The sequence below is a fragment of the bacterium genome, assembly GCA_035295165.1.
GTDB lineage: Bacteria > Sysuimicrobiota > Sysuimicrobiia > Sysuimicrobiales > Segetimicrobiaceae > JAJPIA01.
On the sequence record DATGJN010000121.1, the window covers coordinates 1 to 18,084 of the forward strand.

Annotated in this window: 19 protein-coding genes; 3 read left to right on the forward strand and 16 right to left on the reverse strand. The window is 62.6% G+C overall.

What is annotated here, in order from left to right; translation table 11 throughout:
- Positions 1–979 precede the first annotated feature (979 nt).
- On the reverse strand, positions 980–2,248 hold the full coding sequence (locus VKZ50_22205) for an MEDS domain-containing protein (GenBank protein HLJ62439.1): 1,269 nt from the start codon (positions 2,246–2,248) through the stop codon (positions 980–982).
- A 234-nt stretch (positions 2,249–2,482) separates the two neighbouring features.
- Here VKZ50_22205 and VKZ50_22210 point away from each other — a divergent pair, with 234 nt between their 5' ends.
- Complete coding sequence (locus VKZ50_22210) at positions 2,483–4,276, forward strand: HD domain-containing phosphohydrolase (protein ID HLJ62440.1); 1,794 nt, start codon at positions 2,483–2,485, stop codon at positions 4,274–4,276.
- Between the two features lie 116 nt (positions 4,277–4,392).
- On the forward strand, positions 4,393–4,710 hold the full coding sequence (locus VKZ50_22215; GenBank protein ID HLJ62441.1) for a GYD domain-containing protein: 318 nt from the start codon (positions 4,393–4,395) through the stop codon (positions 4,708–4,710).
- 336 nt (positions 4,711–5,046) lie between these two features.
- On the opposite strand, the gene VKZ50_22220 is transcribed toward VKZ50_22215, so the two are convergent.
- From VKZ50_22220 to VKZ50_22275, 12 genes are all read right to left on the reverse strand, one after another.
- Positions 5,047–5,487: a nuclear transport factor 2 family protein gene (locus VKZ50_22220; GenBank protein HLJ62442.1), complete on the reverse strand. Its 441-nt coding sequence runs from the start codon at positions 5,485–5,487 to the stop codon at positions 5,047–5,049.
- Positions 5,468–5,842 (reverse strand): carboxymuconolactone decarboxylase family protein, encoded by a 375-nt coding sequence (locus VKZ50_22225; GenBank protein ID HLJ62443.1) that lies wholly within the window; start codon positions 5,840–5,842, stop codon positions 5,468–5,470. Before VKZ50_22225 ends, VKZ50_22220 begins: the two co-directional genes overlap by 20 nt.
- A gap of 52 nt (positions 5,843–5,894) precedes the next feature.
- Positions 5,895–7,133 (reverse strand): inner-membrane translocator, encoded by a 1,239-nt coding sequence (locus VKZ50_22230; GenBank protein HLJ62444.1) that lies wholly within the window; start codon positions 7,131–7,133, stop codon positions 5,895–5,897.
- Entirely contained in the window at positions 7,130–7,363 is a 234-nt protein-coding gene (locus tag VKZ50_22235) for a hypothetical protein (GenBank protein HLJ62445.1), read from the reverse strand. The genes VKZ50_22230 and VKZ50_22235 overlap by 4 nt, the downstream gene beginning before the upstream one ends.
- 73 nt (positions 7,364–7,436) lie before the next feature.
- On the reverse strand, positions 7,437–8,936 hold the full coding sequence (locus tag VKZ50_22240) for an aldehyde dehydrogenase (protein ID HLJ62446.1): 1,500 nt from the start codon (positions 8,934–8,936) through the stop codon (positions 7,437–7,439).
- A gap of 30 nt (positions 8,937–8,966) precedes the next feature.
- A complete protein-coding gene (locus VKZ50_22245) occupies positions 8,967–9,185 on the reverse strand; it encodes an aldehyde dehydrogenase family protein (protein ID HLJ62447.1) in 219 nt (72 codons plus the stop codon).
- Positions 9,186–9,360: 175 nt separating this feature from the next.
- Positions 9,361–9,876, reverse strand: a complete 516-nt coding sequence (locus VKZ50_22250; protein ID HLJ62448.1) for a nuclear transport factor 2 family protein — start codon at positions 9,874–9,876, stop codon at positions 9,361–9,363.
- Between the two features lie 50 nt (positions 9,877–9,926).
- Positions 9,927–11,054: an NAD(P)/FAD-dependent oxidoreductase gene (locus VKZ50_22255; GenBank protein HLJ62449.1), complete on the reverse strand. Its 1,128-nt coding sequence runs from the start codon at positions 11,052–11,054 to the stop codon at positions 9,927–9,929.
- On the reverse strand, positions 11,047–11,853 hold the full coding sequence (locus VKZ50_22260; GenBank protein HLJ62450.1) for an MBL fold metallo-hydrolase: 807 nt from the start codon (positions 11,851–11,853) through the stop codon (positions 11,047–11,049). Before VKZ50_22260 ends, VKZ50_22255 begins: the two co-directional genes overlap by 8 nt.
- On the reverse strand, positions 11,850–12,803 hold the full coding sequence (locus VKZ50_22265; protein ID HLJ62451.1) for a peptidyl-alpha-hydroxyglycine alpha-amidating lyase family protein: 954 nt from the start codon (positions 12,801–12,803) through the stop codon (positions 11,850–11,852). Before VKZ50_22265 ends, VKZ50_22260 begins: the two co-directional genes overlap by 4 nt.
- Positions 12,800–13,609, reverse strand: coding sequence for an ATP-binding cassette domain-containing protein (locus VKZ50_22270; protein HLJ62452.1), 810 nt, complete (start codon positions 13,607–13,609; stop codon positions 12,800–12,802). Before VKZ50_22270 ends, VKZ50_22265 begins: the two co-directional genes overlap by 4 nt.
- A gap of 55 nt (positions 13,610–13,664) precedes the next feature.
- Positions 13,665–14,828 (reverse strand): substrate-binding domain-containing protein, encoded by a 1,164-nt coding sequence (locus VKZ50_22275; GenBank protein ID HLJ62453.1) that lies wholly within the window; start codon positions 14,826–14,828, stop codon positions 13,665–13,667.
- A gap of 617 nt (positions 14,829–15,445) precedes the next feature.
- Between VKZ50_22275 and VKZ50_22280 the strand changes: the two genes are divergently transcribed.
- Positions 15,446–16,381 (forward strand): AraC family transcriptional regulator, encoded by a 936-nt coding sequence (locus VKZ50_22280; GenBank protein HLJ62454.1) that lies wholly within the window; start codon positions 15,446–15,448, stop codon positions 16,379–16,381.
- Between the two features lie 461 nt (positions 16,382–16,842).
- Here VKZ50_22280 and VKZ50_22285 read toward each other — a convergent pair whose 3' ends face one another.
- The 3 genes from VKZ50_22285 to VKZ50_22295 all read right to left on the reverse strand — a co-directional run.
- Positions 16,843–17,310: a hypothetical protein gene (locus VKZ50_22285; protein HLJ62455.1), complete on the reverse strand. Its 468-nt coding sequence runs from the start codon at positions 17,308–17,310 to the stop codon at positions 16,843–16,845.
- A gap of 51 nt (positions 17,311–17,361) precedes the next feature.
- Positions 17,362–17,898 carry a hypothetical protein gene (locus tag VKZ50_22290; protein ID HLJ62456.1) on the reverse strand — a complete coding sequence of 179 codons (537 nt, stop codon included), beginning with the start codon at positions 17,896–17,898 and terminating at the stop codon, positions 17,362–17,364.
- A 46-nt stretch (positions 17,899–17,944) separates the two neighbouring features.
- Positions 17,945–18,084: integrase core domain-containing protein (locus VKZ50_22295; GenBank protein HLJ62457.1), on the reverse strand; the 140-nt coding region annotated here is incomplete at its 5' end.

Genomic DNA, 18,084 nt, shown 5'->3' on the forward strand with positions numbered 1-18,084 from the left:
ATGAAAGGTCCGAACATCATCCACGTCCCCACCTCGCAGCAGTCGGGCCACCTCCTCCTCGCAGGGATTTGGTGACCCAGATTCAGTCGGGGTGGGGAATTTTACTCCGGCTCTTTGAGGAGTCTAGCACCGGTCGTGACATGTGCAATAATGCGAGGCGCCGAACCATGGCATTCCTCCATCTTTCAGTCGGTCTCGCCACGCGAGCAGTCTCAATGGGTGGCACTGTTGCAAGGCACAACTCCGTGGCGTGTCGAGGCTATGTGAGTGGTCTAAAAATCAGTCTCTCATCCAACCCACCAGCTCGCCAGATGTTCTCGCAGGCCTCCGCAAACTCCGGAAGGTTCTCCGATATTGTGGCAAAAATACTCAGGGGCGTAAATCCTTGCGGCCGAAGAATATAGCTGTTTCGCCCGTAGAAGATCGCGGAAGTCTTAAGTAGCATCGTACCCGCCTTCTGCCACTGCCACAACCGCTTGGCCGTCAGAAACGCCTCGAACTCCCCTCGCAGCGTTCGGTACTCGAAGGTGGCGGTACGCCTCGAGCGGGGGGAACATTTGCCAGCAGGCGGCACTGTAGCCCAACAAGAATTCCATGTCCGTCGGAGATCCCCGCGGGTGATCGGGTTTCCGACTTCACAAGCGACGCGCTCCGTCCCTCCCGGGGACGGGGCTCAGAGAAGTCCGCGTCGGATCGCGACGACAGCAGCGTGGGCGCGAGTGTCGACTCCCAGTTTGTTCATGGCGGACGTCAGGCGTGCCTTTACCGTCCGTTCTCCCATGCGGAGCGAGGTCGCGATCTGCGCCCACCGACCCGGGCGGTATTTCCGAGATGAGTCGGAGGCGGCGACAACGATCCGCCCGTCGAGGTCCGATCCGGTTGGGCGGGGATGGAATCGAAAAACCTCGCGCCTACGAGGGGGACTCGACGAAGAAAGCCGTGTCTCCGTCCCTCCACTCCGGTGAGGGATGATCGCGCCCTACTCGTTCGCCCCTGATTTGCGTCCGCGGGTCCGAGACACTTCCCCGTTTGTGTGTTCGCCTGCAATCATGGCGAGGCGCTGCCGGTCCAAGATGAGGATCCGCTCGCGCTGCACATCGGCGATGTCGAGGCGTCTCCACTCGGCTAGCACGCGGCTTACCGTGTAGGATGTTGCGCCGATCATCTCCGCGAGATCCTGCCCCGATAGGCCCACCCGGATGACGACCCCACGTGGCGTCTTACGGCCCAGGGATTCCGCCAACCGGAGCAGCAGCCGCGCCAGGCGCCGGTCGACGCTCGACGTCGCAAGATCCTGAGCGCGATCCACAGCTTCCTGAACGTTTTCCGCCATCACGCGGATCGTACTCAACGATACCCACGGATGCGCCATCATGACCTGAAAGACCGTCGGGACACTCCACGCGAGCGCGCGGGAGTCTTCCAGTGCTTCGGCGGAGGCAACGCGCGGAGTCCCTCCCAAAGCGTTCACGTGCCCGAACGGTTCGGTCGGCGTGACAATCCGGAGCACCACGCCTCGCCCTTCGGGGTCCGTTCGCACGAGCTTGACGCTGCCACTCGTGAGCACGTACACGTCGGTGGCCGGATCCCCCTGGTGGTAGTAGACACCGCCCGCCGGCACGCGGCGCTCCGCTGCCGACCGTACCAACGCCTGCAGATCCGTCGCTGCAAGGTCCTGAAACAGGGCGCTCAGGCTGAGGTACACATCGTCGCCCGCGATCACTTTCGCGTGGCTGCGGATCACGTACCGGAGCAGGGCCGGAGCGAACTGCGCACGCTGGTACAGGCACGCCACGGTCAGCGGATCGGGCCCACGCGTCTGCTCAAGCAGCGACTCCCACTCCTCTACGGCGTCGCCGCGGACGTCCATCGTGGCAGTCCACGTCATCTCTACGGCAAGCCACACACCAGTGAAGCCGTCCGCGTTAGCCTCGCGCACTTTCCGGCGGAGGTGGTCGAGCGCCCTCAGGGCGTCAAACGGCGGCGGTCCGTAGACCTCCTGCACACTCACCAGCCCCAGGGCGCCCCGCTCGAGCTCCCTGTCCACGTCAACGCCTCGTACCGCGAGGGCATCGGTGATCTCCGCCGGATCCAGGTCCCCCTGCACGTAGAGACAGCGAGCACCGCTGGCGAGCCCATCCCGGATGAACGGCACGACGAATGCCATCATTTCCGCCGCGCCGTCGTAGACGAGGACGATATGATCTCCGTGCCGGAGTCTCCCGAACCGGTGCTCGGCGTTTCTCAAAGCGGTCACCCCCGATCGGGCAATCGCGGTCGCACGAGTGGCGGATTCGTTCGCGCCCGGCAGTACCGTCCTTCGCGCTTGCTTCACCCTATTATCCCATAGGTGCCGCGGCACGGTGTGAGCAAATTGCGCCAGCGCAAGGGTTGATCTACGACACAGACGGCCGCCGCAGTTCGGCGCTACTCTCTACCCACTGTTGGAACGCTGCCAGGTACGTGGAGGTGCTTACTGCGAATGCCAGTCCCCGACCGGCTTCACCCGTGGTTTGAGCGGCATCCCCTCCCCGCGTGGATCTACGATGTGCACACACTGCAAGTGCTCGACGTGAATGGCGCGGCAGTTGTCCTCTATGGGTACAGCCGCGACGAGTTCTTGGCCATGCGGATCACCGATCTCTGCGTGGCGGAAGACGTGCCTAGGGTGCTCACGGAACTCGCAGCACCACACGCGGATTCGGAATGGCGACACCGCCTCAAGAACGGAAAGATGATTGACATCCAAGTCACCTCGCGGCACGTGAAGGCGCGCGACCGTGATGCCGCCGTGATCATCGTCCAAGGACTCGCCCTGTGCAAGCCCAAGCTACGCGACCTGGACGTGTTCGCCAACGTCCCAGTGGGCGTCTATCGCACCACGGCCGACGGGCAGTTCCTGGACGCGAACCCGGCGCTGGTGCAGATGCTCGGCTATCCTGACCGAGAGAGTCTGGTGGCGACGCGGGCCGTCGACCTGTACATCGACCCAGGGGCGCGAGAGCGGTGGATCGCGGCACTGGAGCGAGACGGGATCGTGACGGACTTTGAGAGCCAAGTACGTCGGTACGATGGGTCCACGATCTGGGTGCGGGCCACCGCGCGGATCGTGCGTCCATCCGCAAGCGAGGCGGCCTACCTCGAAGGTGTGCTGGTGGACATCACGGAGCGTAAACTTGCGAGAACCGAACAGGCGCATCGGACGGCGGAACTCCAGACATTCTATGATGTGTCCCGGCAGTTGCGCGCCGCGCGTACGGTCGAAGAGATGTACCCTATCATCGTGGAACAGGCACGGTCGCGGCTCGCCGCCGACTACGGGTGCCTCGCGCTCCTCAATCCCGAACGTCAAGAGTTCACCAAAGTCTACACGGTTGGGATCCCCACGGAGAAGAGTGGATCGACGTTTCCGAGCGCGGGGACCCGATCGGGGCGCGTGGCAAGCGCGGGAGCTCCCTTCGTGAGCGTCGATCCCGGTCGCGGCGAAGTTCCCGAGTGGATAGATGACGTGTCATACCGCGCCCTCGGGGCGCTGGCCATTGTCCCGGTGCGCTCCGAGGAAGACATCATTGGAACACTCTGTCTAGCACGCGTGAAGGCGTCGGATACATTGGCATTCACCGAGACAGAATTGCGCCTGATCGAAGGCGTCACCGAGGTCGCGGGCATTGCGATCCGGCGCGCGCGCCTGTATCAAAGTCTCCAGGCCGCCTACGTGGATATGATCGTTGCGTTGGCTCACGCCATGGAATCGCGCGACTCATATACGGCGGCGCACAGCGAGCGGATGGTCGCGCTGGCCGAGCGCATGGCGCGCGAACTCGCATGTTCGGACCGGGAGGTCGAGGACATCCGTTGGGGCGCCCGGTTGCACGATATCGGAAAGATCGGTGTGTCCGACATCGTATTGCGGAAGCCGACCATTCTGACGGCGCAGGAGTGGGCCGTCATGCGCCAGCACCCCGTGCTCGGAGAAGAGATCCTGGCGTCGGCGGAACGAATGCGCGGGGTAGCGAAGCTCGTCCGCCATCACCAGGAACGGTGGGACGGCAGCGGCTACCCCGACGGGCTCAACGGCGAGGCGATCCCCCTGGGTGCGCGCATTTTGGCTGTCGTCGACGCCTACGGGGCGATCACCGAGGCCCGCGCGTACAAACCGGCGCGCACCCACGCCGATGCCGTCGAGGAGATCCGACGCTGTTCCGGCACCCAGTTCGATCCCAGGGTGGTTGAGGTGTTTTGCGCCGTGGTCGAGGAGGTCGGGGGCTCGCGCTAGCGGGACAGCACGGCGCAACGGTCGCGTCAGCACAACCCCGACGTCAACTTCCGGCTGTACGCTCGGGTGCGTTGCAAACCGTGCAACCGAGGAGGTGACCGAGACTGGGTACGTACATGGTGCAGTTCACGTACACGCCCCAGGCCTGGGCTGCGCTGGCTAAGAATCCGGAAGATCGAGCGGACGCGTTTCGCGCCCTCGCAGAACAGATGGGCGCGAAGTTGTTGTCCCTCCATTACTGCTTCGGCGAGTATGATGGAGTGACCATGATGGAGGCTCCCGACGAGGCGACCGTGATGGCGATCCTGCTCGCGGCGAATTCCCCGGGGCACGTGAAGACGACACGGACCACCGTGTTGATCACGTTGCGAGAAGCGATGGTCGCGATGCGTCGCGCGCACGACGCACAATACCGAGGGCCACACGGAGACTAAGGAGCCGACGAAAATGATACTGTCGCGCAACCATCAGTATCTACTCCTGCCACGAATCAGAGAACGGGCATCTCCAGTGAGGTCAAGAACTGGCTCCTTGGCGATGAAGAGACCGGCGGCGCACGGCTCCATCAGCGTGAGCGACCGTTGGGGGGAGAAGTGTACCGGCTTCGAAGACTGCTATACGAATTTGATCCGCGCTGGCCGCAGCCGCGCACAGCAACCGGCAGATCATGTCCCCCCGAACGACGTCATACGCCTCGAAATTGCGGGTCGGAGACTCTGGATCAGATGGGTGTGTGACCCACTACAGCTGAGCTACCTCAGCGGCGTCGGTCAGGTCTCCGATCGATAGACGTCCTTGGTGATGTGTGATGCGAACTTCCACGTTCCCTCTTGACGCACGAAGACGTCGCTGCACTCGGTGACCGCCCACGGCAAGGGCGGTGCGATCTCCGAGCCTTCGCTCCGGAAGATCACCGACATCGAGCTTCCCTCGACCTTGTCCTTGCCCACGACGCGGAAGCGGAAGTTGGTCATGATGTGCCTCGTGGTGCGGTCGACCGCGGCGCGATGCTTGCCCCATGCCTTGACAGCATCCTTGCCGACCATGGGCCCATAGGCCATCTGGATGAATACATCGTCAGTGACCAGCTCGTGGATAGTGTCCGCACTCCGATGGTCGACGCGCCACGCGAATTCGACGACAAGATCGATCAGGTCTTGACGGTCGCGCTCCGTCAGCAGGTCCGCACTGTCATTTGTTCCGGCGGGCATTGAACACTCCTTCAGCCACTGGACGCGCGGTCAGCACGACGCCGACGCCCACATAGAGCCCCGTGTGGACGATCACCTCGCGAATCTCATTCTCCGTCGCGCCGTTCGCAAGAGCTCCCACGACATGAGCGCGTAGGGCCTCGTCCGGCATGTGCGCCGCTACGAGTGCGGCGATCGTGCAGAGACTCCGTGTCCGCAGATCCAGCTCCTGGCGGTTCCAGAGCTCACCGAAGAAGCGCTCCACGATGAACTCGTCCAGGTAGCCAAACGCGCCCTCGGCCTCCGACTTCTTGTACTCCGTCCCGAACATGGCGTGCCGGATCGCAATGCCAGCTTCCTTTGGGTCCCGTGTCATTCGTCCCCTCCGGTCAGTCTCGTGACCATCGATGACTCGTTTGGTCCGCCGGTCACGTTGGATTCGCCGCGTGCCTTGAGATCGAGGCGTCGATCACGACGGCGCTGACCAAGACGACGCCCTGCACCGTCCACTGAACCTGTTGCGAGACAGCCATCAGCTGCAGGCCGTTCTGGATGCTGCCCATGAGGATGCCGCCGAGGATGACCGACCAGATGCCGCCTCTGCCACCGAACAGGCTGACGCCGCCGATTACCACGGCCGACAGCGCCACAAGCAACAGGGTGAGATCGGTCGATTGCGCGGACACGCCCAGGGATCGCGAGGCATTGATGACACCGGCCCAGGCGGCGACGAATCCGGCGATGGCGAACGTGATCGCGGTCACTCCCTCGACCTTGATGCCGGCGCGGCGCGCGGCCTCCGGGTTCCCGCCGATCCCATAGATGTGCTTCCCGAGCGGGGTCTGCGTTCCGACATACGACAGCACGGCGGCGATGGTCACGACGATCACGGCCGGAAGCGGCACTCCGCGGTACGGGTTGAAGACCGAAAGGAGGATCCCGAATACGGCGATCGCCAGCCCGGCGGTCGGCAGCACCGTGCTTCGCAGCAGGTGGGATGACGACCCCTCACGGAGCCGTGCGGCGTGGTAGTTCCGGCGTAACAGCCCGAAGAGCGCCACACCCATTCCGGCCAGCAGGTAGCTGAGCCAGTCCGGGAGATACGTCCCGGCGACGGCCTGCAGCGGAGTTCCCGACAGGACAATAACCTGCGTCACCGGCAGCATCCACATCAGTACCGCGTTCAGGATGAACATCCCGCCGAGCGTGACGATGAACGACGGCGCCTTCGACTTCATCACAATCCAGGACTGGAACGCGGGAACGCACACACCGACGATCAGGGCCAGCGCCACAGCGACTACGGGATCCCAGCCCTGTTCTGCGCTCAGATACGCGGCGATTCCCCCGCAGACTGCCGCGAGCGAGGCGAGCGAGATATCGATCTGTCGAACGACGACAACGAAGACGAGCGCGAGAGCGAGCAACGACGAGACCGCGATCTGATTCGATAGGTTCGTGAGATTCCGACTGCTCAGGAACAGCGGGCTCTCGATCGCGAAGAAGACCCAGACCACCCCAAGCGAGAGGATGAGCGGCAGGGTTCGCCACGGACCGGTCAGCCCGGCGACCACCTGCTGACGCAGGTCGATGCGGCGCGGCGCTGGACGGTTCGCCGGGGCCACGGCGGGGAACGTCTCGCGTTGCTCAGTCCGCGGAGCGCTCATCGCAGATGCCCTTCGCTCGCGGTTAACCGATCGGCGAGCTGCTCGAGGCGCGCGGCGCCGGTGATCGCCGACACGAGCGAATGCTCGGTCCACTCCGCTGCGGCCTGGTCGGCGATGGTTTCGCCCAGTCGAAGGACCACGATGCGGTCGGCCACTCGAAGCAGATCGGGGATATCGTGTGAGATGACGATGACACCGCGCCCCTGCGCCCTCAGGGTTCCCTCCCCCATCCTTGGAACTACCTCTCGGGCCGCAGCTAGCACCGGCCCTGGGCTGCTCCAGTGTTTGCTTTTGGGAGACGCGCTATTCGATGGGTTTCGTGAATTCCCTTTGCGATGTCGGCAAGGAATCCATGACCATCGTCTTCGTCTCCAGGAACGGCAACAGACCCTCCAGTCCGCCTTCGCGGCCGAGGCCGGATTGCTTGAACCCACCCATGGCGATTCTGGCGTCTGTCCGCGAGCCGTTGTGTCCGACCGAACCCGACCGCAACCGGCGTCCCACCGTATAGTAACGTTCAACATCGTTGGTAAACACGGCCGCGTTCAGCCCATAGATCGTGTCGTTGGCGATGTCGATTGCGTTCTCCTCGTTTTCTGCCGGGATCACGGACAAAACAGGGCCGAAAATCTCCTCCCGCGCGATGGTCGAATTGTTATCGACATCTCCGAATACGGTCGGCTCGATGAAAAATCCGCGATGGAGATGCGCCGGCCGTCCTCCGCCGGTCGCGAGCTTCGCGCCCTCTCCCTTGCCCTTGGTGATATAGCCTTCGACCCGGTCGCGCTGACGACGCATCGCCAATGGCCCCATCTGGCAAGCCAAATCGAAAGGATCGCCCACCTTGACGCTTTCAAAACACGCACTCAGCGCGTCAACGAGCGCATCATGGCGCTTGCGATTCACGACGATACGAGTCAGCGAGGAACACACTTGCCCAGTCAGGAAGATGGCTCCCTCGCTAATCGTTTTCGCGGCCATACCGACATCGTAATCGTCTAGGATCAGGGCGGCTGATTTTCCTCCGAGTTCGAGCGTGTAGCGGGCAATGCGCTCGCCGCAGATCGAAGCGATCTTTCGGCCCGCTGCTGTCGAGCCGGTAAACGTCACCTTGTCGATATCCGGATGCCGTACCAACAATTCGGAAACCTCACGGTCCGCCGTCAGCATGTTGAAGACTCCCGACGGCAGGCCGACTTTCTTACAAATTTCCGCGAAGAGGTAAGCTGCGCCTGGCGCCTCTGGCGAAGCCTTCACGACAATCGTGCAGCCCGCCAGCAGAGCTGGTGCGGTCTTGTTGGAAATCAGCGCGCCGGGGTGATTCCAGGGGACAATGGCAGCCACCACCCCCACCGGCTCGCGCACCAGCAGACCGATTCCGCTGCCGGCGCTGGTCTTGTGCTCTTCCTGAAAGGTATAAGTGTCGGCAAGACCAGCATAGAACCGAAATTTGTCTCCGAGGCCGCGCGTGGCAGCCTTGGCGATGTTGTGCGTCACGCCGGACTCCGTGACCCAAATCCGGGCGAGTTCATCGGTACGAGCGTCGAGTTCGGTTGCGATAGCATTCAAATAGCCAGCGCGCTCCTTATGGCTCATACGCGGCCACGGACCTTTATCGAATGCTTTATGCGCGGCGGCCACCACTCGATTGATGTCCGCTGCTTGGGCTTCCGCGACGCTGACGAACAATTCCTCCGTCCCGGAATTGATGACATCGATCTTGGACGCGCTGGAGGGCGCGGCCCATTCGCCATCGATGAAAAACCGATCGGGATGGGCCAAGGGTGAGGTACTGACTGTCATAATGTCTCCTCCGCTTTGTGGGGTCGCGGATCACGCTTCGTAGCGACTAGCTCGTCTTGATCCGTACGGCCCTGACGTTGAGATACTCCTCCATGTGTTCGCCGCGTAGGCGACCTCGCCGCGCGCCTCCGCGAGTGGCTTGCCCTGCTCGGCGGTCATGATGGCCGCGATCTCCTCGCGGCGGTCGACGATGAGTTCGCGAGCGCGCGCAGGACGCGCGCCCGCTCGAGAGCCGTCCGTCCGCGCCATCCCGCCAGTGCCTCGGCCGCGGAATCGATCGCAGCAGAGACGTCAGCCCCGCCCGCATCGGGCACCGACCCGATGACGCCCCCCGACGCAGGGTTCGTGAGGTCGAGATGGCCCGCGGCCTCGGTCCAGCGTCCGCCGATGAACAATTACTCAACGACCTCCTTTGCCAAGGCCGTCATCGGGTGAACGAGATGTCGCCGCGGCCGCGGATCGGCTGGACGAATGTCCCTTCCTCACTCGGCGGGATCGGGAACGGGGTGCGGCCAGCGACGTCGCCACGACTCCACTCGTGCACCGTCTCGCGGAGGACCACGCCCCAGCGACCGTTCCGGCGCTCCCAACGATCCACGTACCGGCCGGCGAAGACGTCGATGACCTCCTGGCCATCCTGGCGCCGGCCCGCGTATGTCATAAAGTACGCCTCCGAGAACGCTTTGTCCCCGACGACATCGATCGACAGGTTGCCCATGAAATGCGTGGTGAACGTGGTCGCTTCCTTATTGGCTGGAATGAAATGCGCGACGAACTCCCAGGCCGGTGCCTTGAAGGCGCGTGCGTCCTGGTGGAAGATCGAGCGCATGAGCTCTTCGTCGCAGCGGTCGACCCCGCGACAATAGCGCATCAATGCGTCGTGGATCTCCTGCTTGTCGAGGAGGATCCGCAGCTCAGGAGCGATCGGCAGGTCACCCATAGTCTTCGTCCCTTCAGGCGCGGCTTCGTCGTCGCTGCCCATCGGTCGCGTTAGGCATGCTTGAGCGCGCGGGCGATGTCTCGAGCCTCGTAGCCGAACTCGCGGAACATTCCGCTGATGTTGTTCTTGTAGCCGACGAAATACAGGCGTGGCGCGTTCGGTGCCGCCTCGCCGCCATACACGACCGGCCGCCCGCGTTCGTTGAGGATGTCGAGATGGCCAACGAGCGGCTCGAGGCCGCGGCGGTAGCCAACGCAGGCGATCACCGCGTCAGGCGTCAGACGGCTGCCGTCCGCAAGGACGACCTCCTTGCCCTCGAGACGCTCGACCGCTGGAACCGGCGTGATCCTCCGCTGCCTGACGAGCGGAATCATCCCGACATCGATGACTGGGATGACGTCATCGCGGACCATCTGCGTGACCACGCCGCGGGGGGAGGGCGGCAACCCGTACTCGGACAGGTCGTGCAAGCCGCCCTTGCGTTGTAAGTACGCCATCAGCCGATCGCCGAATTCCACGGACGCCCCGAAGGACCGCAGCAGGATGCCCAGTAGCGGCGGGGGGATGGGACCGTCGCGTGTCGTCAGGTTCGGCGGTGTGCGATACGAGAGCCAGACCTTACCGGCACCAGCTTCGACCAGATCGACGGCGATCTCGGCTCCGGTATTACCGATGCCCACCACCAGCACATCGCGGCCCCGATATGGGGCGCCGTTCTTGTAGTGCGCACCGAGCGTGATGTTCCCTGGAAACTGGTCAAGTCCAGGCCAGGTCGGCTCGACCGGCACTCGGTTGTAGCCGGTCGCGACCACCACAGCCCACGCGTCGAACGACCCCGCCGACGTCTCGAGGCGCCAGCCGTCCGGGGTACGATCCACCCGCCGCACCTCGACACCCGTCCGGACGTCCAATCGGTGATGGGCGACGTATCGCTCCAAGTGCGCGACTACGCCGTCGCGCGAGACCCACTTCCCCTCGCTACGCGGGAATCGGAGCCCGGGCAGATTCGACAGCCAGCGGATCGTGTGCAGATGCAGCCGGTCGTACTGACCTCGCCAGAACTCGCCGACCCTGCCCCGTTCGAATACCACGGGCTGGTAGCCGCGCCGCTTGAGCACCGCGGCAGCGGAGAGCCCCCCGGGTCCGGCGCCGACCACTGCGACGACCCGCTTAGTCACGGCGGCGAGGCACCCATCTGAATCCGCTTCCTGATCGCTCGACGCGCGCTGGAACCTGGCCCGGGATATGGGTCGCCAACACGTCGACGCCGCGGTCGGCGAACTCGTTTAGCAGCCGGCGCCGCGTTTCGAGCCCGAGAGCTTGGTCGATGTCCGGAACGACGGCTTGGGGCCGCTCGACGAGCTCGATCGCGTGAATGAGGTCGGCCGCGAAGACGAGCGGCTCGCGGCCGTCAACCTCCACGACCGAGTGCCCCGGCGTATGCCCGGGCGCGGGCCGCAGGCGAACGCCCGGAGCGACCTCGACGTCGCCAGCGACGGCGACAAGCACGGGCGCGAGTGCCGCGACCGCGACGGGGCCGCCTTCGTTGATACGGCCAGACCCTCCGCCCCGGGACCACTCAACCTCGACGGCAGAAGCGACGACGCGAGCGTTGGGGAACGCCGGGCTGAGATCGTCCGGCCATGAACCGTGGAGCGCTCCGCCGACGTGATCCCCGTGGAGATGGGTCAGTATCACCAGATCGATGTCATTCGGCTTGACGCGATGCGCGCGCAGCGCCGCGTCCAGATCCATCTGCAAGCCGTCGATGAGATGGGCCATCACGCCGGTTCCCGCGTCGACGATGATCGTCTGCCGGCGCCGCTGGAGCAGGAGCGCATTAACCGCGACGCGGATCCTCACGCCCGGGTCGGCGTCCACAACGAATGCACTCAGCGGGGCTTCGAACTGCTTGAGCTCGAGGACGGTCACAGCCCAGTTGCCGTCGTCCGCGGCTCTCGGCAATTGGCGCTTCATGCATCCACCCGCCGCCACTTTCGGAGGCTGATTTCCTCGCTCGCGGGAACGGGGAAACCGAGCTGGCCGGTGGACCACGTTCGGCGTGCCTCGGCGACATAGAGATCGCCCTTCGAATCGAGCGCGAGTCCGTGCGGTGCGAGGAACTGGTCGGGCGCGTCGCCGGGAAGCGTCGACCCGATCCGGGCGACGGTCTCGCCGTGATCGTTGACCACGACCACCCGATTCCCGAGATTCGGCAGGCCGTGCTGGGACGGAGCTGGACCAAGCTCCGCCACGAAGAACAGTCCATCTTGGGACGAGCGGGTGATGGCCAGCGGTCTGAACGCGTGCCACTGCTCAACGAACTTTCCTTCCAGGGTGAAGATCTGGAGCCGGAAATTCTCACGGTCGCAGACGATGACATGGTCAGCGTCCAAGAAGCTGATCCCGTGGGGCACGGAGAACTGGCCAGGGTACCCGCCCGACTCGCCCCACGACAGGATGTGCTCGCCTTCCGGGCTGAACCGGTGCACGCGTGCATTGCCGTATCCGTCCGTGACGAACAGCTCGCGCGTCACCGGATGGACGGCCACGTCGGTCGGCCCGTTGAAATACCGCCCGCTGTGTCGTTCGGCTGGCTGACCGAAGGTGCCGATCTGCATCAGCAACTCGCCGCTCTTCGTCCGCTTCTGCACGACGTGGCCGAGGCGGCTATCGACAAGATAGACGTTGTCATCAGCATCGATCGTGATGGCGTGGGGATTCTGGAACTCGCCATCGCCCCATCCACCCAGGGGGGTCCCGTCGGTGCGAAAGACGAGCATCGGCCTAGGGCCGCGATTGAACACGTACACCCGGTCCGCTGAGTCGACCGCGACGGAATTTGCGTCGCCGCTGAAGCTCACGCCGGCAGGCACGCTCCCCCACTCCGCTGACGGTTCGTACCGCAGCACTGAATTCAGCGTCACAGCGATCTCTCCTGTCGCACCGGCGGCGGTTCGGCGAGCTGCTCGAGGCGCGCGGCACCGGTGATCGCCGACACGAGCGCATGCTCGGTCCACTCCGCTGCGGCCCGGTCGGCGATGGTTTCGCCCAGTCGAAGGACAACGATGCGGTCGGCCACTCGAAGCAGGTCGGGGATATCGTGTGAGATGACGATGACACCGCGCCCCTGCGCCTTCAGACGTCCGATGAGCGTCAACACATCCTGCGTTTGACTCACGCCGAGCGCGGCCGTCGGCTCGTCGAGCACGACCACCTTCGGGTCGCCGAGCACGGCCCTGCAGACCGCGGCACACTGACGTTGTCCGCCGGAGAGGGCGCCGAGGGGCACGTCGATGTGGGTGATCCGGATGGCCATCGAGTCGAGGATCTCTCGCCCCACCCGCTCCATCTCCGGCCGCTTCAGCCGCCAGCCCTGCAGAAGCCCGCTCCGCAGCTCACGTCCGAGGAAGATGTTGTCGATAATGTCGAGGTTGTCGCAAAGCGCGAGGTCCTGATACACGGTCTGGATCCCGAGGTTGACCGCGTCGCTCGGCCGCCGGATCTCGACCGGTTCACCCTCGAAGCGGATCACTCCGCTATCGAGCGGAACGCTCCCGGACAGGATCTTGATGAGCGTCGACTTGCCGGCGCCGTTGTCACCCACCAGCGCGACGACTTCGCCACGATGCAGGGTGAGGTTGGCATTGCGTAGGGCAACGACGGCACCGTAGGACTTCGCGATGCCGCGGAGTTCGAGAAGGGGGCCGGTGCCCTGCCGATCAGCGATCACTGCGGCTCCCGTGCGGATTCGACAACGGCCGATCCCTTCTCAACGCGTTGGGGAACTAGTTTCCCTTGCAGAAGGCCGTGTTCGCGACCGCGGCCGTGCAGATCTTGTCCTTTGGCAGGAACCCGTCGTCCACGATTGTCTGTTGCATGTTCGCTGCGGTGACGAGCGTCTCCGGCGCAAGGTAAGTGGGCACGCCGTCCGGGTAGAACCCATTGAGGAACTTCGCGTTGATGTAGCCCGTGCTCTGCGGCGTCTTCCCCTGGATCGCCGCGATGACGAGCGCGACGGTCGCGAGCGCGGTCTGCCTGCCGTCCGGGTGGAACGTGCCGTATTGGTACCCGAGCAGGATCCGCTGGAGCGCAACGACGTCACCGTCGTGCCCGCCGTAGAACTTCACCTTGCCGAGCAGGTTTTGACTCGCCAGGGAGGCGGCGACGCCATTTCCCGTGCTGTCCTGCATCACGAGGACGGCGTCGACGTTGCCGCCGTTCGTCGTAAGACACTGGTCCATCTCGGCCTGTGCGGAGGCCGGGACGAACCCCTTCGTGTCCGTCTTGCACACGATCTGCACCTGGCCACTACTGACCAATGCATTTAGTGCCGGGCTGACGCCATTGGTCCAGCGGTTGTACACCTCGAAGGTCGGGTCCCCGAGGATCTCCGCGAGCCGGACCGGTTTGTGCCCAACGTCGGTCGTCAGGTGGGCCGTGAGGTAGTCACCCCAGAACTTCCCGACGCCCTCGAAGTCGACCCATACGTAGCTGTTGACTGGCCCGCCGATCGGGTCCTGGCGCAGTGCAATGACCGGGATCTTCGCATCGGCGAATTGCTTGAGCGCGCCGCCGGCGGCCGTGGGCACGACGGGACTGTAGACGACGGCCATCGCCTTTGCCGTGATGGCGGCCTCGACCTGTGTTTGCTGAAGCGCCTGGTCGTTGTTGCCGACCAACTGCACCAGAGTCACATTCGGGAGGTACTGCTTGAACGCGGCGACCTCGGTTGGGATGGTATAGAGAGGCCAGGCCGGCGTCGTCGTATTCGGCCACAGCGCGTAGATCTTCCCGGTGATGTTCCTGTTCGGCACGAGCGGCACCGGCGACGTCGGAGTCGTTCCCACGACGAGCTGCGGGCTCGCGGCGGGAGCGGCGCTCGAGCTGTAGGCCGATGCGATGACCGCGGTGATCACCACTAGCGCGAGCGCGATCTTCTGCCTGTTCATGGGCCGACCTCCTTCGGTTCTGATTGGACCCTCGCGGATTGGCTGGCGGCTCCGTAATTCCGCTTTCAGCTTACCAACCGCAACTATAGACGAGGCGTGACCAGCACGCCTTCATTCGCCTGCATGACGAGCGGTTCCTACCCCATCCGTGCGTAGCGCGTAGCGGAAAGCCTTGTCAGACGCCGACTTCAGCGATTCGCCCTGTTGAACGCCAGTTCCCAGCGCGAGGGCCAGTAGCGAACATACCTCCAGGCACGAGGCCTCTCGCGCGCAGCCGGCCCTTCAAACAGCTATCTCCAGCTCCGTCCGCCGCGAGCGTACGGCCCGGCCCGTTGCGCCCTTGACCGCGTCGGTCGCGGGACAGGATAATCAGCCATGGCCGGCTGCGCTCCTCGTGTCGTTACCCCCCGGCTCCGGTGGCGCCAGTCACGAAAAAGCGCATACTCCAAACTCCCTGTTTAAAGTGTCATTCTGCATTCAATATGCCGTTGCGGTTTCATGAGGTAAATCCACAAAAGTCCAAATTTATTGCCTAATAGTCCAGGAAGAACCCATATTGCCCAATAGTCCACACAACTCTATAATGACGATGACCTTAATTTTAGAGGTGTCATGTTTTGAATGACCTTCGCTCTGATCTTGCAAAAATAATCAATCGCTTTTCCCCTGGAGACGGGGCACATGAATCGCCCCTTCGTGGCACGTATTGCATGAAATTATCTCGCCCCGGTCATCGCACGAAAGAAGTTTGGCGCGCATCGTTATGTATCGTCGCTCAGGGATCTAAGGAAATCATTCTGGGCCGCGAAGTCTATCGATGGGATCGGACTCATTACATTGCTACTGCGATTGATTTGCCGGTCACCAGTCGCGTCTCTTCGGCAACACTAGAGGAGCCGTTTTTATGCCTCAAAATCGATTTCAATTCGCTGGCGCTAAGTGAGGTGGCTGCTCAGCTAGAAACGGGCCCGAAGGAAACGAAGAATCCTCTGCGCGCGGTGTTCATCGGAAAAACGAGTGATCAAATGCTCGAGGCTGCGATTCGCTTGGGGAAGCTTTTTCACGTTCCCGAAGACGCATCCGTGCTAGGGCCTTTAGTGACCAAAGAAATCCTTTATCATCTCTTGAAGGGGGCAGACGGACCGGCGATCCGGCAGTTCGTTCGCTCCGGAAGCAAAATGCACAAAATCTCTCAGGCGATTTACAACTTAAGATCCGAACTCAGTGAAGATGTAGATGTGACCTCTTTAGCGAAAGCTGCGAAGATGAGCCGTTCTGCTTTCTTTGAACACTTCAAAAAAGTAACGGCAATGAGCCCAATTCAGTATCAGAAACGCCTCCGGCTGCTGGAGGCAAGGCGTCTGCTGATCCATGAAGGTGAAACAGCGGAGGGAGCAGCGTTTAAGGTAGGGTACAATAGTGCATCACAATTCAGTCGAGAGTATGCTCGAATGTTCGGAAGCTCTCCCTTGAGAGATGCGCTAAGACTGAAGAGGACTGGTGATGCTCCTTCAAAGGTATTTGGACCTACATTCCGCACTTCCGTTCGATGATCCAGGGATCTGTACCGTCGGCGACGACAGTCAGACCCGGCTCGACCGGAGAATAGCGTAACTGAACGCCCGATCCGTAAGGTCAACAATCCAGGGACGTGTACCGTCCGCGAGGACTTACTTCCGGCAAACGGATCAAGCACAAGATTGCGCGGCGACGTCAGGAATCGAATAAAGAAGTCAGCGAGACTCAAGGGCATCCGAGCAGGCTGAGGCTGCAGGCCGTGGGTTCGACAATACCGCAGGTATTCGTCCTTCGCTGTTGTGTTGGCGATTGTTAGAACGTTGGAAGGGATTGCCCCCGTATTATTCGTCAGGAAGGAGGTCCTGCCTATGGCGTGCTCGGAAGGCCGCTTGCCGGCATTGTACTTTCCCAGCGCAAGCAGCCGCAACATAGCTGGGCTATATTCCTTGAGCACCTTCCTGTTATTAGCTCTGGGTCGTGAGGTCGGCGCCATCCATCACAGCAGTGTGAAAGCATCCTTCAAGCGTATCCGCTCGACGTTAACCCACTGGGCAGGGGTTGGCAGCCTTGCCGGATCATAGCAGATAAACTGCTGGCATAAGAAAAGTTCGGCCTTCCCGAGGAACGAGAGCAGAGCCCGCATTGGGAGTGTTGACATCACGGGTTGCCCGCGTTCCCACACATTGCCCAACTCAATGATGATCGAACCGTCCTCCGTCAGCAAGTCGCGAAAGGCGGGAGCGAAACTCGACAACCAATCAACATAAGGCTCGCCTTGAGGGTTGCCGTAGTTCTTCTTCCGGTTGAGCGGGAAAGGGGGCGAAGTGAAAATGAGCTGAACTTTGTGTCGATAGCGTGCGCCCACGGCAGACGAAAGAAAGCTCTCAATGGAGCCATGATACATCACGCCCCGATCTGTTCGGTACGCTTCCTCAACTATCGTCGCCTGAGGCAACTCCAGCATCGTCTCCTTCGACTCTGGTCTCAACGCCCGATGGGACCGGCGAGATCAGGCTCATGAAATAACATCGACACCGCCTACGGGTCCCTCCAAAATAGCAACGGGAGGCAACTCCTGCGAGATCCTCGCCACCTCAGGCTCTCCCACTAAGATTTTCTGAAACCGGGGCAAGAACCTGGTCACGCGGCGGTAGTGCTCGCGGTAGAGTCGCTCCGCGTCAAAGCCTTCGTAGCTCCTACGCAATCGATAGAGCTCGCTAACCACGTAGCGGGCCGCAACATCAGCAACGATCTCCGCCATAAGTGATCGACAAACTGGTGAGTTCTGTCCCTCCAATCTCTCGCCAAGATATGGCGCTAGCGCGGGGTGAAGACCGGCAATCTTGATCACCCGAATGTCGTCTCCGCTTTCATCTCGTTCGTTTTCAACAATGCCGCGATAAGAGCCCCACTCCTCCCTCGTGAGCCGCACTCGAAAGTCCGGTCCCTCCTCCTTACGGGTCACTTCGACTTGCGTCGTCGCCGTAACATCGTCGAGATTGGCTGTGACCACGGCCTTCGCATTGAGAGTGCGCCCCTCGATCCGTACCAACGCACGATAAAACTCAACCGAGTCGTCATATTCGAGCGTGACCGTACTAGTTGTGGTTCCCACACACGTTGTTGACACTCGCGACCGCTGGGACCCGCCCTTCCAGCGCCGTGTGGGGGCGATGGTGATTGTAGTAGTGCAACCACTTCGGAAACGCGACGCGGCGCTCCTCGTTGGAGCGGTAGA

Bases quoted from the DNA above. Each gene is read 5' to 3' on its own strand.
- VKZ50_22220 (HLJ62442.1), bottom strand. From the start codon at position 5,487: ATGCCCGCCGGAACAAATGACAGTGCGGACCTGCTGACGGAGCGCGAC.
- VKZ50_22275 (HLJ62453.1), bottom strand. From the start codon at position 14,828: ATGAACAGGCAGAAGATCGCGCTCGCGCTAGTGGTGATCACCGCGGTC.
- VKZ50_22215 (HLJ62441.1), top strand. From the start codon at position 4,393: ATGGTGCAGTTCACGTACACGCCCCAGGCCTGGGCTGCGCTGGCTAAG.
- VKZ50_22260 (HLJ62450.1), bottom strand. From the start codon at position 11,853: ATGAAGCGCCAATTGCCGAGAGCCGCGGACGACGGCAACTGGGCTGTG.
- VKZ50_22225 (HLJ62443.1), bottom strand. From the start codon at position 5,842: ATGACACGGGACCCAAAGGAAGCTGGCATTGCGATCCGGCACGCCATG.
- VKZ50_22210 (HLJ62440.1), top strand. From the start codon at position 2,483: ATGCCAGTCCCCGACCGGCTTCACCCGTGGTTTGAGCGGCATCCCCTC.
- VKZ50_22285 (HLJ62455.1), bottom strand. From the start codon at position 17,310: ATGCTGGAGTTGCCTCAGGCGACGATAGTTGAGGAAGCGTACCGAACA.
- VKZ50_22245 (HLJ62447.1), bottom strand. From the start codon at position 9,185: ATGGCGCGGACGGACGGCTCTCGAGCGGGCGCGCGTCCTGCGCGCGCT.
- VKZ50_22230 (HLJ62444.1), bottom strand. From the start codon at position 7,133: ATGAGCGCTCCGCGGACTGAGCAACGCGAGACGTTCCCCGCCGTGGCC.
- VKZ50_22250 (HLJ62448.1), bottom strand. From the start codon at position 9,876: ATGGGTGACCTGCCGATCGCTCCTGAGCTGCGGATCCTCCTCGACAAG.
- VKZ50_22240 (HLJ62446.1), bottom strand. From the start codon at position 8,936: ATGACAGTCAGTACCTCACCCTTGGCCCATCCCGATCGGTTTTTCATC.
- VKZ50_22235 (HLJ62445.1), bottom strand. From the start codon at position 7,363: ATGGGGGAGGGAACCCTGAGGGCGCAGGGGCGCGGTGTCATCGTCATC.